This is a genomic window from Pseudomonas sp., from assembly GCF_048269965.1.
Lineage (GTDB): Bacteria > Pseudomonadota > Gammaproteobacteria > Pseudomonadales > Pseudomonadaceae > Aquipseudomonas.
The window spans coordinates 42292-56777 of record NZ_JBLWTV010000012.1 but is presented as its reverse complement, the minus strand read 5'-3'; the positions used below and the strand labels follow the sequence as shown (position 1 = coordinate 56777).

The window sequence follows — 14486 nt, the reverse complement described above, 5'->3', positions numbered from 1 at the left end:
TTAACCCTTGAGCGATTGAGCGAAGTACTGCAGGCCCAGTCGGTAACCCTGACTGCCGAGCCCACAAATGACACCGACGGCGATCGGCGAGACGAAGGAGTGATGACGGAACGGCTCACGCTTGTGCACGTTGGACAGATGCACCTCGATGACCGGCAGTTCGCTGGCCACCAGGGCATCGCGGATGGCCACCGACGTGTGAGTCCAGGCTGCCGGATTGATCAGGATGCCGGCGCAGCGCCCGCGCGCGGCATGAATCCAGTCGAGCAGTTCGCCCTCATGGTTGGTCTGGCGAAACTCGATCTTCAAGCCGTGTTCGGTGGCAGTTTCGGCGCAAAGCCGGGAAATGTCGGCCAGGGTTTCATGGCCATAGGTAGCCGGTTCGCGGGTTCCAAGCAGGTTCAGATTGGGGCCATTGAGTACAAGAATGCAGGGCGTCATGGGGTATCTCTTGTTGTTGTGACGTGACTGCGAGAAAAATGTACTAACTGGTTAATTCAGTCAATTCGGTGGTCGCTGGGTAAGCGCGCAAGAAGAAGCCTGGCGCCCTCGGTCAGGGCGTCAGGCTCAGTAAAATCAAGGGTTGTGGAAGATTTCGGCAAGACCGAAGGGGGCTTGCAAAGTGGGCGATTATCGCCCTGCGCTTTAGCTGTTCTCGCCAGCCTGCGCCACCTGGTTGCGGCCGCTGTGCTTGGCCAGGTACAGGCCTTCATCGGCCTTGATCACCAGGCTCAGCGGGTCATGTTCCGCTGAGGGGCGGATGGTGGCGATACCGATGCTGACACTGATTGGCGAGCCGGTTTTGGGCAGGTCGTGAGGGATACCCATCGCCTCCACCGCGCGGCGGATCTTTTCTGCCTGCAGACGCGCGCCGCCGGCGGCGGTGCCGGGCATGATCACGGCAAACTCTTCGCCACCGTAGCGTGCGGCCAGATCCGAGGCGCGCGTGCAACTGCCGCGCAGCGACTCACCGACGCGGCGCAACACTTCATCGCCGGCGACGTGGCCGTGCTGGTCGTTGTAGGCCTTGAAGTAGTCGACGTCGATCATCAGCAGCGACAGTTCGCTCTGGTCACGCAAGGCGCGGCTCCATTCGATTTCCAGGTATTCGTCGAAGTAGCGGCGGTTGGCCAGGCCGGTGAGGCCGTCGGACTTGATCAGGCGCTGCAGCACCAGGTTGGTGTCGAGCAATTGCTGCTGGCTTTCGCGCAGGGCGCGGTAGGCCTCGTCGCGCTGCAGCATGGTCAGGTAGGAGCGCGAGTGGTAGCGAATGCGTGCGAGCAACTCGATCACGTCCGGCAGCTTGACCAGGTAATCGTTGGCCCCGGCGGTGAAGGCTGCGCTCTTGACCTTGGGGTCTTCCTTGGTCGACAGCACGATGATCGGCACGTCGCGCAGGCCGGGCGCCGCACGGTACTGGGCGAGCAGTTCGATGCCGTCGACGCCGGGCATGATCAGGTCCTGCAGGATAACCGTCGGCTTGATCTGCTGAGCCACGCTCAGCGCCTGATGCGGGTCGGAGCAGAAGTGGAAATCGATGTCGCTCTCTTCGCTCAGCGCACGCCTTACGGCCTCGCCGATCATGGCCTGGTCATCGACCAGCAGCACCATCATCGAGTAGTCGGGCAGGCCGTAATGATGATTGGAGTTCCCTTGAGGCCGTTGCATAAGTGCGTCTCCGCCTTTGTCTTGGTAGGTTGCGCGGCTGCTTTGGCCGCGGGTTGGCGTTCTCAGCCCAGGCGCTCGAGCAGACGCGCCGCAATTCTGTCCAGCGGCAGCACTTCTGCAGCGGCGCCCAGAGCCACAGCGGCCTTGGGCATACCGTAGACGGCGCTGCTGGCCTGGTCCTGGGCGATGGTATGAAAGCCGCGTTCGCGCATCAGCTTCAGGCCCCTGGCACCATCGCGCCCCATACCCGTCAGCAGCACGCCAATTGCATCACCTCGCCAATAGGTGGCCACGCTCTCGAAGAATACATCTATAGAGGGCCGGTAGACCTGATCGGTCGGCTCGCGTCGATACACCAGGCGCCCCTCCGGCGCCAGGTACAGGTGATTGTTGGTACCGGCCAGGAGCACGGTGGCCGGTTGCAGCACTTCGCCCTCCCGGGCCAGGCGCACCGGCATGTGCGATTCGCTGCCGAGCCACTGGGCCATGCCGGCCGCGAAGACTTCGTCGACGTGCTGCACCAGCACGATGCTGGCGGGAAAATCCGGCGGGATCTGCCGCAGCAGCTCCACCAGCGAAGCCGGGCCGCCAGCCGATGCGCCGATGGCCACCAGGCGCTTGCCACGGTTGTCGGCGCTGCGCACGGGGGTCGGTTTGACCGAGCGCGAGGTCTTGTGGCCGATCATCCAGGCGATGTTGTGGATCTTGCGTCTTACCGTCGCGGCATCGAGCACCTGTTGCGGGCCAAGCGACGGCGCGGCAACCACATCCAGCGCGCCGGCACCCATGGCGTCGAAGACCCGCGACATGTTGCGCTCGACGTCCGAGGTGACGATGAGGATGGCGCAGGGCGTGTCGTGCATGATCCGCCGGGTCGCTTCCACGCCGTCCATGCCGGGCATGAGCATGTCCATCAGCAGCAGATCGGGCAGGTCGTCGCGGCAGCGGCTGACCGCCTCCTCGCCGTTGCTGGCAACCCAGATCAGCTGATACTCGGGCTCGGCCGCCAGGGCACGGCGCAGGGCTTCGACTGCCAGGGGCATGTCGTTGGCAATGGCGATCCTCATTCGCGGGCCTCACCGATCAGGGTTTGTACGGCGTCCAGTAGCGCTTCGTCATGGAAGCTGGCCTTGGCCAGGTAATAATCGGCGCCGGCCTCCAGGCCGCGACGACGATCCTCTTCGCGGTCCTTGTACGACACCACCATGACCGGCAGCGAGCGCAGGCGAGGGTCCTGGCGCACGTGCGTGACCAGCTCGATGCCGTCCATGCGCGGCATGTCGATATCGGTGATCAGCAGGTCGAAGGTTTCGGCGCGCAGGGCGTTCCAGCCGTCCATGCCATCCACGGCGACCGACACCTGATAGCCACGGCTGAGCAGCAGTTTGCGCTCCAGTTCGCGCACGGTGAGCGAGTCATCCACCACCAGCACGCGCTTGCTGACAGCCTGGCGCGCATGGCTGGCATGGTCGACGCGCTCCAGGTGGCCGGTGCCGAGCAATTTGCCCATCGAGTTGAGCAGGTCGTCGACATCCAGGATCAGCACTGGCGTGCCATCGTGCAGCAGGGCGCCGGCCGCGACGTCGCGCACCTTGCCCAGGCGCCCATCGAGCGGCATCAGCACCAGGGTGAACTCGCCGAGGAAGGCTTCGACCGCCAGGCCATGGTATTGCTCGCGGTCGCGAATCAGCACGATGGGAATGCTGTCATCGTCGCCCTGTTTCTCGTTGCATTGCAGCAGCTGTGCGGCGGAGATCAGGCCGACGTGCTCGTCCTCCAACCAGAAGTGCTGACGCCCCTCGAGCTGGACGATGGCGCTGCGCGGCAGGCGCAGCATGCGTTCGATCTGCGCCAGCGGGAAGGCATAGGCCTCGCCGCCGATGGTCACCACCAGCGCGCGCACCACCGAGAGCGTCAGCGGCAGTTCGAGGTGGAACAGGCAGCCCTGATCCGGGTTCTGCAGCAGGCGCACATTGCCGCGCATGCGGCGAATCTCGTGTTGCACCACGTCGAGGCCGACGCCACGACCGGAAACCTCGGTGACCTGCTGGCTCATGCTGAAACCAGGCAGGAAGAGGAAGGCCAGCAGCTCTTCCTCGGTCATCTGCTCGACCTGCTCGGCAGTGGCGAAACGACGCTTGACCACCGCCTCGGCGACGCGCTCGAGGTCGATGCCGGCGCCGTCGTCACTGACTTCCAGCACCAGCATGCCGGCATGATGACGTGTGCGCAGTTGCACCACGCCTTCTTCCGGTTTGCCCTTGCGGGCGCGCAGCGCCGGTGGCTCGATACCGTGGTCGACGGCGTTGCGCAGCAGGTGCGTCAGGGGAGCTTCCAGGCGCTCCAGCACGTCGCGGTCGACCTGGGTGTTGTCGCCCTCGATCTCCAGGCGCACCTGTTTGCCCAGCGAGCGACCGAGGTCACGCAGCATGCGCGTGTGCCCGCTCAGCACATCGGCGAACGGGCGCATGCGCGAGGCCAGGGCCAGGTCGTACAGCTGCTGCGTGCGTTGCCCGCCGTACCAGACGAAGTCGTCGAACAGTTCCTGATGGGCCTGCAGCTGTTGCTGGCATTCGATCAACAGGTTGCGGCTCTCGGCGAACAGCGCCTGGGCGGAGGCGTCCAGCGCGGTCCCCAGTAGATGCTCGCGCAACGTCTCCAGGGTGCGCCGTGCCGACTCCTGCTGGCGCTTGAGGCGATGCAGCGAATCGTTCAGCGGCTTGGTGCGCTGGAATTCCACCAGCGATTTGCCGGACAGGTCGATCAGGTGGTCGAAGCGTTCGGCCGACACCCGCAATACGCGACTGATGCGTTCGTCGGCCACGGGCTCGGCTGGCTGCGGGCCGGTCACCATGGGCGTTTCGTGCGGGCTGGCCGGGGGGGCGTCGGCGGCAAGCGGGGCGCTGTCGCCAGGCTGCACGCGCAGTGCTGGCACGGCATTGCCAAGCAGCACCTGCAGGCGTGTGGTGACAGTTTCCACCCGCGCGTCCAGCTCGGCGTCCTGCTGTGCCTGGCCGATGCGCAGGAGCAGGTCGGAGCCTTGCAGCAGGGCGTCGATATGATCGGGTAGCAGGCGCAGCAGGCCTTCCTGGGCGGCGACCAGCAAGTCCTCCATGGCGTGGGCGACCTGCACGCCATTGTCCAGGCCGACGATGCGTGCCGCGCCCTTGAGCGAGTGCGCGGCGCGCATGCAGGCTTCCAGCTGGCCGGCGTTGGTCGGGTCCCGTTCGAGAATCAGCAGGCCGGTATCGAGCACCTGCTTCTGCGCCTCGGCCTCCAGCCGGAACAGGTCGAGCAGCGATGCGTCCCTCATCTGGTCCGGTGTCACGCGAGGCTCCCGATCATGGTTTGCAGCAACTGTTCGTCGTCGAGCAGGGTAATGCTCTGCTCCTGCCATTGCAGGACACCCGCAGTGAAGCGGCTGATGGTGCGTTTGTCGTCGTGCTTGGCATTGCTGATGCGCGCCACGGGGATGCGCTGAATGCCGCTGACCTCATCCACCGGCGTCACCAGTGGGCCGCTGTCGCTCTCCAGAATCAGCATGCGCGGAATCACCCGTCGCTCGCCACGGCGCGCATCCTGCTGCGTGTCGAGATCGAGCAGTTCGGCCAGCGACAGGCAGGCGACCAGGGTGCCGCGTACGTTGGTCACGCCCAACAGGCCACGGCTGTTACGGTGCGGCAGCACGTGGATCGGCGATACCGGCATCACCTCGGCCAGGCAGTGCGTGGCGATGGCCAGCCATTGCTCGCCAAGACGGAAGATCAGCAGTGAGCGCTGCGCGCCCTGAACTTCCTCGGGCCCGCTCTGGGCGTAGTCGTCATCGCCACGTTCCAGTGCACTGCCGTAGCGGTCGAGCAGGGCGATGGCCGCTGCGCCGTAAACCTCGCAGTTGCGGCAATGGATATGCCGCTCCAGCTGCGGGCAGCGCTTGTCGCCGAACACGCCGATGCGATTCCAGCAGTCGTCCACGGCTGTTTGGCTGTGCAGCAGATCCTGATCAGTCACGTTCGCCTACCTCGGGGTTCTGCGCGCGTCGATACAGGCGCTGTGCGCCGGTCTGATCGCCTTGCGCTTCCAGGTGCGCGGCCAGATGGGTGAGTGCCTCGCGGTGTTGCGGTTCGAGATAGATCGCCTTGCGGTAGTAGGCGCAGGCCTGGTCGCCCTGGCCTGCCGCGTCGCAGAGCAGACCCAGCCAGTAATAGGCGGCGGCGCTGGGACCGTTTTGCTGCAAATGCTCTTCGCTGCGCTGGCGCGCCTCGTCGATACGGCCAGCGTTGGCCAGGTTGGCGACTTCGCTCCAGATATCCACTGCCTGCACCTGTGGCGCCGCTGCGCCCAGCGCTCTGCTCGCGGAGCGTGGCCTGTTCGGCTGGACGGCGCGCGTCGGTATGACCGCCGTTGGGCGCGTACGGCTGGCGGATGCGCGCGTCGGCATGCTTATGAGCGGTTGAGCCGCCGCCATGCGAAAGGCGAAGGTCTGCTGGCGGCCCAGCGCCTGCAAACCGTTCTGGCTGGCCAGGCTGGCCTCGGCGGGGCCGATGAACAGTGTGCCGCCTTGCTGCAACTGGCGCTTGAGCAGCTCCAGCACGCGCACCTGGGTCGGGCGGTCGAAATAGATCAGCAGGTTGCGGCAGAAGATGAAGTCGTAGCTGGGCTCGCCGGCGAACAGGCTGGGGTCGAGCAGGTTGCCGGTGCGCAGCCTGACGCACTTGCGCACCCGCTCGTCGAGGAGAAAGCCACCGGAGTCCTGCTCCTGGAAGAAACGATCACGAAAGGCCAGGGCATCGCCACGGAACGAGTTGCGCCCGTACAGGCCCTTGCGAGCCTGCTCCAGCACCTTGTCGCTGACATCCAGTGCCTCGATCTGGAACTGTTCGGCGGCAAAACCGGCATCGAGCAAGGCCATGGCGATGGAGTAGGGTTCTTCGCCGCTGGAGCAGGGCAGGCTGATCAGGCGCAGCGGCCTGGCCCCATGCAATTGGGCGTGACGTTCCTGGGCCAGGCTGGCCAGCGCGTTGAACGATTCCGGGTAGCGGAAGAACCAGGTTTCCGGCACCACCACGGCTTCCACCAGCGCCTGCTGCTCGCGTGGCGAGCCGCCGAGGGTGGTCCAGTAGCCTTCCAGGCTCTGCTGGCCGAGGGCGTTCATGCGCTGGCGTACGGCGCGTTCGATCACCGTGCGGCCGACCGATTCGGCTTCCAGGCCGATGCGGTTTTTCAGCAGGCGTTCGATATGCTCGATCATGCTGTCAGCCCTGCGGCTCTGGTTGGAACAGCAAGGCACGTAGCTCGTCATCGAGCAGCCCGGCGACCTCGATACGCTGGATCATGCCCCGCGCGGTGCGTTGCAGCGGCCCCAGGTAATCCGCCTGACCTGCTTCCAGGCCGCTGGCCTTGAATGCCTCGCTGGGCAGGCGCAGGGTGTCGGTGGCCTGCTCCAGGATCAGCCCCAGCACTGGCGATTGCTCGCCCCGTTGCATGTCGAAGCGCACCAGCACCAGCCGCGTACTGCTGCGGGGCAGGGCGGGGCGGCCCAGGACGCGGCGGCTGAGATCGATCACCGGGGTCACCCGGCCGCGATGCTCGAACAGCCCGGCAACCCACTGCGGCGCTTCGGGTACCTGTTTCAGGCGGCGCAGCGGCAGCACTTCGACCACCTGGCTGGCGGGCAGGGCGTAGCGATCGTCACCGAGCTGAAACTGCAGGTGCAGTTCGCCCGCGGCTGCTTTGCTGGGGGCTGGCATGTTCAGACCTTGAAGCGGCTGACGCCAACGCGCAGGTTGTTGGCCACCTGGTTGAGTTCATCGATGGCGGCGCCGGCCTGGCGCAGCGAATCGACGGTCTGGCTGCTGGCTTCGCCGAGCTGCACCAATGCCTGGTTGATCTGTTCGGCGCCGGTGGACTGTGCCTGCATGCCTTCGTTGACCATCTGGATACGCGGCGCCAGGGCCTGCACCTGCTGGATGATCTGGCTGAGCTGGTCGCCCATCTGCGCCATCTCGCCAATGCCGCGGCGCACCTCTTCGGAGAACTTGTCCATGCCCATCACCCCAGCCGACACGGCGGACTGGATCTCGCGCACCATCTGCTCGATGTCATAGGTTGCCACGGCAGTCTGGTCGGCCAGGCGACGCACTTCCACGGCCACCACGGCGAAGCCCTTGCCATATTCGCCGGCTTTTTCCGCCTCGATGGCGGCGTTGAGTGAAAGCAGGTTGGTCTGATCCGCCACCTTGACGATGGTGGTGACCACCTGGGTGATGTTGCCGGCCTTCTCGTTGAGGATCGACAGCTTGCCGTTGACCACGTCGGCAGCGCCCATCACCTGATGCATGATCTCTTCCATGCGGGCCAGGCCCAGCTGGCCGGTGCCGGCGAGAATCGAGGTCTGCTCGGCGTTGTCCGATACTTCGCCCATGGTGCGGACCAGATCGCGCGAAGTGGCGGCGATCTCCCGTGAAGTTGCACCGATCTCTGTCGTGGTGGCGGCGGTTTCGGTGGCCGTGGCCTGCTGCTGGCGCGAGGTGGCCGCAATCTCGGTGACCGAGGTGGTCATCTGCACCGCCGAACGCTGGGTGTTGCCGACCAGGTTCTTGAGCTCGCCGACCATGCTGTTGAAGCCCTGCTCGATGGCGTTGAATTCGTCGCGCCGGTGCAGGTCGAGCTTCACCGACAGGTCGCCGCTTTCCAGGGATTTGAGGGTGCTGACGATGCGGTTCACCGGTTTGGTGATGGCGTTCATCAGCAGCCAGCCGCACACGGCGGAGACGAGGATGGCCAGGAGGATGGCAATCAGCAAACCTGTTTCCATGATGCGCACCGCACCACGAATTTCGTGCGCGGCGGCCTCGGCCTGGCTGCGATTCATCTCGATCAGCTCGCTCAGCAGGCTTTCGCCTTTGTCCCACTCGGGAAACACGCGTTCGGCACTGAGCTGACGAGCCTGCTTTAGTTCGATGCTTGGCAAGCTGTCGAGCAGTTGCCCGTGGCGGTTCAGATACTGACGCTGCACCTGACGGAATTGCTCTGCCAGAGCAAGCTCCTGCTCGTCCGCCGTGGCGCTCTGGTAACGACCGAACTCCTCATCGAGCGCCTGCTCCAACGTGGCGAACTGGTCGCGGTAGGTGTCGAGCACGATGGCAACGTCTTCATCGACGGCACGTAGCAGCAGGCGGCGGGTGTCGAGCATGTGACGGGACCAGAGCTCCTGCGCCTTGCTCGGATGATAGAGGCCCGGGATAGACCCGTTGCGAATGCCATTGGCCTCTTTCTCGATCTGCACCAGGCGAACATAAGAGGCGCCAGCCAGCAGGACCAGAATGGCGATGATCAGCAGGAAGCTGACAATGATTCGATTGCGTACGGTCAGGTTCATCATGTCCATTGGGCCTGGCAGGTCATATTTTGCTAATCGATTACAGCACACCGGCGCGTCGCCGTTTTGCCTGGGTGTAACGAATGTGTACCGGTTGCCCGGCCAAAGGCAATAAAAAAGCCGGCTTGTGGCCGGCTTTTCGGAGGTGGTCAGGGCTTATTTTTGGTAAGCCGCGACTGCCTTGTTGATCAGGCCGCGGGCTTCTTCAGCGCCGCCCCAGCCTTCTACCTTGACCCACTTGCCCTTCTCCAGATCCTTGTAGTTCTCGAAGAAGTGCTTGATCTGCTCGATCAACAGCGCGGGCAGGTCGGTGTATTCCTGAACGTCCTTGTACAGAACGCTCAGCTTGTCGTGCGGAACGGCAACCAGCTTGGCGTCGCCGCCCGCTTCGTCGCTCATGTGCAGTACGCCGACCGGACGGGCGCGGATCACCGAACCCGGCGCAACCGGATAAGGAGTCACGACCAGCACGTCCAGAGGGTCGCCGTCGTCAGCCAGGGTGTGCGGGATGAAACCGTAGTTGGCCGGGTAGAACATCGGCGTGGCCATGAAACGATCGACCATCAGGCAATCGCTGTCGTGGTCGATTTCGTATTTGATCGGCGCGTGGTTGGCCGGGATTTCGATGGCAACGTAGATGTCGTTCGGCAGGTCTTTACCAGCCGGGATCTTGCTGTAGCTCATGGGGGAAACTCCCAGGGAGGGCCAAAAAAGTGGGGCGCATTATAGGCGTATTCGCAGTGCGTTACTACGGCGGCCTACTCAGCCATTGGTCGCGTTTTCGACCGCCCTGTAGTCGGGGTGTTCCGCCTGCAGACGCTGCAATCGCGCCAGGCTGTCCTGGCGGTAGAACAATGCCAGTTGCCGGTATACGTCCGGGAAGGCGTCCGCCAGCAGATCCGGTGCGCTGAAGAAATATTCGCTGGTCACCGCGAAGAATTCCGCCGGGTCTTCGGCTGCGTAGGGGTCGATGGCGGTTTCGGTGTCGGGGTTGGCGTCCAGTTCGGCGTTCAGTGCGTCATAGGCACTCTGCATGGCATTGGCCCAGTCCTGCACGCGCATGTCGCGGTGCAGCGGCGGCAGGCCATTGGCGCCGCCTTCGAGCATGTCCAGCTTGTGTGCCAGTTCGTGGATCACCAGGTTGTAGCCTTCCCAACCGCCGCTGGCCTCGACGCCGGGCCAGGCGAGGATCACCGGGCCTTGCTGCCAGGCTTCGCCGCTGCGGGCGTCATCCCATTCATGTTCGATACCACTGGCGTCGCGGTGGCGCTGGGGGCTGAGGAAGTCGTCCGGGTAAAGGACGATTTCGTGAAAGCCCTGGTACCAGTCCAGATCGCCCAGGTGCAGCAGTGGCAACTGTGCCTGAGCTGCCAGCAACAGTCGCTCGACTGGGCCGAGTTCCAGGCCGGGCAGGGCGCTCAGGTGCTTGTCATGCAGAAACAGTACGGCGCGCTCGCGCAGATGATGCTCTTCGCGTTCGTCGAGGCCGTCGAGAATGGGCAGGCGCCTGCGTACTTCGGCCCAGTGGGCGGGGTCGACAGGGTTGTTTTCGAGGGTGCGCCGACGGCGCCAGGCCTTGAACGACCACATGCATGCAGGCTCGTTGGGATGACCACGCCACCATAAGGGCGCCAACGCCTGGCTACAAGTCGGCACAAAGGCTGCAACGCCACTGGCGGCTTCGCTGATGCAGGAGGGCTGAGCATGGCGCTGCAACTGCTGGAACACCCTGGAATCACGCTGGCATCCGGCACCGGGCTGGACTTGCCGCACCAGGCCGCGCGCGCTCGGGCGATGTGGCTGGCCGGTCGCCATCAGCGTCCGCCCTTGTTGCTGGTCGTGCTGCTTTGGGCGCGCCATTGCCCCGATGTGGTGCAGCGCCTTGAACGTCATCTGGACGCCCTGTTCGCCGATTTTCGCTGTACGCCTGAGGGCTGGAGTGAAACCCAGGCCGCGCGACAGGTGCTGGCCACTCTGAATCTCCAGCTGTTTCGCCGACAGCAGGCCGGGCAGGGCGTCGCCGACTTGCATGCCGGTGTGCTGCTGATGCAGGGCGATGAGTTGCAGTTTCTGCAGGCGGGCAGCGTCGGCCTGGCGCGTGCGCACAAAGGCGCCTTGCAGATACTCACGGGGCGCGAGGGGCAGGCGCTCGGCGCCCAGGCCGAGCTGGCGCTGGTTCAGCACAGCCTGGTGCCAGGCTGCGGCGAGCATCTGCTGCTGGCGCCGCAACCGCTGCTCGATGTGAGTGATCTGCACGGGCTCTGTATCCAGGCGGAGGGCGCGCTTGGCGAGCGGCTGCAGCCGCTGTTGCAGGCCCCTGGCGCTGCCGTTCTGCTCGCCGTGGGTGAAACCCAGTGCCTGACGCCGGCGCCTTCCGTGCCGGTGCGTCCGGCGTTGATGCAGGTCACCTGTGGCCAGCAGTTCGATGGCTGGACGCTGTTGCGCCAGTGTTCTTATGGGCCGCCCGGGCGGCTGTATGTCGGCTGTGATGAGTCCGGGCGGGAAGCCGTGCTCTGGTTCGCCGAGGAAGACGCAGGCGAAGCCTTCTGGCAGCGCGAGTGGGCGTTGCGGCGCAGTGCGCAGCAGGCGTTACCGCAGGTGCTGTCGCCGCATCAGGCGCGTAGTCACGCGTATCTGGTACTGGCCAAGCCGCCCCGTGGCATGCGCAACCTGTTCGATTGGGTGGCCGCCCATGGTGCGCCGGATACACAGGCGCTGATGGGGATAGTGACGCAACTGATCGCCGCCGTGCGTTCGCTGCAGCGCCGTGGCATGCAGGGGCTTTGGTTGAGCCCCAGGCAGATTCTGCTCGGTGATGACGGGCGCGTGCTGTTTCTGCCCGGAGCGGCTGTCATCCTGCCCGGCGTTGCGCGTCAATCCGTGCCTGAACAGGCTGTGCCGCTGGCGCCGGAGCTGCGCAGCGGCCGTGCGCTGGATGGTCGTGCCGACCAGTTCGCCCTGGCCGCGCTGGTCTACTGGCTGATGTCCGGGCAATGGCCGGAGGCGGCGCGCAGCGACGTCGGGCCCGGTCACTGCTACGTACCGCTGGCGACCTTTGGCGGGCACGTACCGCAAGGCTGGGATGGTGTGCTCGCCCGTGCCCTGGCGCCGCAGCCACAGGCACGTTTCGAGGCGCTGTCGGAGTTTCAGCTGGCATTGCAGCAGCCGTTGCAGGCGCGTCGCAGTCAGGCGCTGCGGCGGGTGCCGTTGCAGCCGACACGCCTGGCTGTTTTGGGCCTGGTCACCTTGCCATTGCTGTTCGGGCTGCTGCTCAGTCTCGGCGGCTGACGCACAGCCGCTGCGCTTGCAGCTCGATCAATCGGAGTTGATCGGCAGCACGTAGTTCTTGAACTGCTCGTCCTCGACGAAGCCGATGGACTCGTAAACCTTCTGCGCCACTTCGTTGTCGCGGCTGGTGGCCACGCGCATGCGCACGGCGTTGGTTTCCTTGGCCATCTGCTTGGCGGTGTGCAGCAGGCGGTCGGCAACCAGTTGGCGGCGAGCATCCTCGGCGACGTAGATGTCGTTGAGAATCCACACGCGCTTGAGCGACAGCGAGGAATAGCTGGGGTAGAGCTGGCAAAAGCCGAGCAGCTTGTCTTCATCGTCGGCCAGGGCCAGGTAGATCACCGACTCCTTGCGCCGCAGGCGCTTCTCGAGGAACTTGCGCGACGACTCGGGGTAGGGCAGTTCGTTGTAGAACTCGCGGTATTTGACGAACAGCGGGGTCAACAGGTCCAGGTGCTCCAGGGTGGCTTGGACGATGCGCATGGCGGGCCTCGGCTTCTGTGATTGAAACTGGATGGACGATGCAGCTGTTGTGCCAGCAGGCCAGTCGATGCTGCCTCAAAGCCAGTTGAAAGCGCAATCCAAGCAAGCGTTTGATTTTTCAGCTGCGAAGCAACTTGGTATTCGCACATCTGTCTGAACAGGGCGCAGCAGCCGCCTGAAGGGCGCTGTGCTAACCTGCCGCCATCGCTTCATGCCCCTTAACGGGCCTGTTGAAAACTGGGTGGTTTTCAACGGTCTGTTCGCGGGCTTGTCCAGAGGTCATCAATGCACATTCATATTCTCGGCATCTGCGGCACCTTCATGGGGTCGCTGGCCGTTCTGGCCAAGGAGCTTGGCCATCGTGTCACCGGTTCCGATGCCAACGTTTACCCGCCCATGAGCACTCAGCTGGAAGTCCAGGGCATCGAGCTGATGCAGGGCTACGACCCGGCGCATTTGCAGCCGGCGCCCGATCTGGTGGTGGTGGGCAACGCCATGAGCCGTGGCAACCCGGCGGTGGAATACGTGCTGAACAAGGGCCTGCCCTACGTTTCCGGCCCGCAGTGGCTGGCCGATCACGTGCTGCAGGGCCGCTGGGTGATGGCGGTCGCCGGTACCCACGGCAAGACCAGCAGTTCCAGCATGCTGGCCTGGGTGCTGGAGCATGCCGGCATGAGTCCGGGTTTCCTGATTGGCGGCGTGCCGCAGAACTTCGGGATTTCCGCGCGGCTGGGCGGCACGCCGTTCTTCGTGGTCGAGGCCGACGAATACGACAGCGCCTTCTTCGACAAGCGCAGCAAGTTCGTCCATTACCGCCCACGCACGGCGATCCTGAATAACCTGGAGTTCGATCACGCGGATATCTTCCCCGATCTGGCGGCTATCGAGCGGCAGTTCCACCATCTGGTGCGCATCATCCCCAGCGAAGGCCTGGTCATTCACCCGGCCAGCGAAGCCGCATTGGCGCGAGTCATCGAAATGGGCTGCTGGACACCCGTGCAGACCACCGGCGAAGGCGGGCAATGGCAGGCACGCCTGCTCAGCGCGGATGGCTCGCGCTTCGAGGTGAGCTTCGATGGCAAGGTCGAGGGTACCGTGCAGTGGAACCTGACCGGTCAGCACAACGTCGCCAACGCCCTGGCCGTGCTCGCTGCAGCGCGCCATGTCGGCGTGGTGCCGGCGCTGGGCATCGAGGCGCTGGGTCAGTTCATCAACGCCAAGCGGCGCATGGAGAAGGTCGCCGAGGTGAATGGCGTGACCGTCTTCGATGATTTCGCCCATCACCCGACCGCCATTGCCACCACCCTGGACGGGCTGCGCAAGCGCGTCGGTGACGACACTCAGGTGATCGCGGTGATCGAGCCGCGCTCCAATTCGATGAAACTTGGCGCTCATCGCGATGGCCTGGCCGAGTCGGCCGAACAGGCCGATGCGGTGTTCTGGTACGCCCCGCCGAATCTCGGCTGGGACCTGGGCGCGAGCGTTGCCGGGGCGACCAATGCGACCCAGGTGTGCGATTCGCTGGAGTCGATCATCGACGGCGTGAAGGCGCTGGTGCGTCCCGGCACCCAGGTGGTGATCATGAGCAACGGCGGCTTCGGTGGCTTGCATGGCAAGCTGGCCAAGGCCCTGGCCTGACGCTGGCAGTAGGGCGGGTGAAACCCGCCAT

14 protein-coding genes are annotated in these 14486 nt (G+C 64.7%); 3 read left to right on the top strand and 11 right to left on the bottom strand.

The window, feature by feature from the left end:
- The 10 genes from aroQ to ACN0X6_RS15040 all read right to left on the bottom strand — a co-directional run bounded on the left by aroQ (window position 1) and on the right by ACN0X6_RS15040 (window position 10636).
- A complete protein-coding gene (gene aroQ / locus ACN0X6_RS15085) occupies window positions 1-441 on the bottom strand; it encodes a type II 3-dehydroquinate dehydratase (RefSeq protein ID WP_192980519.1) in 441 nt (146 codons plus the stop codon).
- Between the two features lie 204 nt (window positions 442-645).
- Window positions 646-1668: a diguanylate cyclase gene (locus tag ACN0X6_RS15080; protein ID WP_417705107.1), complete on the bottom strand. Its 1023-nt coding sequence runs from the start codon at window positions 1666-1668 to the stop codon at window positions 646-648.
- Between the two features lie 62 nt (window positions 1669-1730).
- Entirely contained in the window at window positions 1731-2735 is a 1005-nt protein-coding gene (locus tag ACN0X6_RS15075; protein WP_417705105.1) for a chemotaxis response regulator protein-glutamate methylesterase, read from the bottom strand.
- Complete coding sequence (locus tag ACN0X6_RS15070) at window positions 2732-4996, bottom strand: hybrid sensor histidine kinase/response regulator (protein WP_417705103.1); 2265 nt, start codon at window positions 4994-4996, stop codon at window positions 2732-2734. The genes ACN0X6_RS15075 and ACN0X6_RS15070 overlap by 4 nt, the downstream gene beginning before the upstream one ends.
- A complete protein-coding gene (locus ACN0X6_RS15065; RefSeq protein ID WP_417705101.1) occupies window positions 4993-5676 on the bottom strand; it encodes a chemotaxis protein CheW in 684 nt (227 codons plus the stop codon). Before ACN0X6_RS15065 ends, ACN0X6_RS15070 begins: the two co-directional genes overlap by 4 nt.
- Entirely contained in the window at window positions 5669-6916 is a 1248-nt protein-coding gene (locus tag ACN0X6_RS15060; RefSeq protein WP_417705099.1) for a CheR family methyltransferase, read from the bottom strand. Before ACN0X6_RS15060 ends, ACN0X6_RS15065 begins: the two co-directional genes overlap by 8 nt.
- Window positions 6917-6920: 4 nt before the next feature.
- Window positions 6921-7415, bottom strand: coding sequence for a chemotaxis protein CheW (locus ACN0X6_RS15055; protein WP_417705097.1), 495 nt, complete (start codon window positions 7413-7415; stop codon window positions 6921-6923).
- Between the two features lie 2 nt (window positions 7416-7417).
- The gene (locus tag ACN0X6_RS15050) at window positions 7418-9049 is read right to left on the bottom strand and encodes a methyl-accepting chemotaxis protein (RefSeq protein WP_417705095.1); all 1632 of its coding nucleotides are present in this window, start codon (window positions 9047-9049) and stop codon (window positions 7418-7420) included.
- Window positions 9050-9202: 153 nt separating this feature from the next.
- A complete protein-coding gene (gene ppa, locus ACN0X6_RS15045; protein WP_417705093.1) occupies window positions 9203-9730 on the bottom strand; it encodes an inorganic diphosphatase in 528 nt (175 codons plus the stop codon).
- Window positions 9731-9808: 78 nt separating this feature from the next.
- Complete coding sequence (locus ACN0X6_RS15040) at window positions 9809-10636, bottom strand: zinc-dependent peptidase (RefSeq protein ID WP_417705091.1); 828 nt, start codon at window positions 10634-10636, stop codon at window positions 9809-9811.
- A gap of 114 nt (window positions 10637-10750) precedes the next feature.
- On the opposite strand from ACN0X6_RS15040, the gene ACN0X6_RS15035 reads away from it, so the two are divergent.
- Window positions 10751-12334, top strand: coding sequence for a protein kinase (locus tag ACN0X6_RS15035; protein ID WP_417705089.1), 1584 nt, complete (start codon window positions 10751-10753; stop codon window positions 12332-12334).
- 27 nt (window positions 12335-12361) lie between these two features.
- Here the strand turns inward: ACN0X6_RS15035 and ACN0X6_RS15030 are convergent, their stop codons facing one another.
- Window positions 12362-12817 carry a GNAT family N-acetyltransferase gene (locus ACN0X6_RS15030; RefSeq protein WP_036998299.1) on the bottom strand — a complete coding sequence of 152 codons (456 nt, stop codon included), beginning with the start codon at window positions 12815-12817 and terminating at the stop codon, window positions 12362-12364.
- A gap of 31 nt (window positions 12818-12848) precedes the next feature.
- Between ACN0X6_RS15030 and ACN0X6_RS15025 the strand changes: the two genes are divergently transcribed.
- Together ACN0X6_RS15025 and mpl are read left to right on the top strand one after the other, a co-directional pair.
- Window positions 12849-12974, top strand: a complete 126-nt coding sequence (locus ACN0X6_RS15025) for a hypothetical protein (protein WP_417705087.1) — start codon at window positions 12849-12851, stop codon at window positions 12972-12974.
- A gap of 128 nt (window positions 12975-13102) precedes the next feature.
- Window positions 13103-14455: a UDP-N-acetylmuramate:L-alanyl-gamma-D-glutamyl-meso-diaminopimelate ligase gene (mpl, locus tag ACN0X6_RS15020; protein WP_417705085.1), complete on the top strand. Its 1353-nt coding sequence runs from the start codon at window positions 13103-13105 to the stop codon at window positions 14453-14455.
- Window positions 14456-14486: the final 31 nt, after the last annotated feature.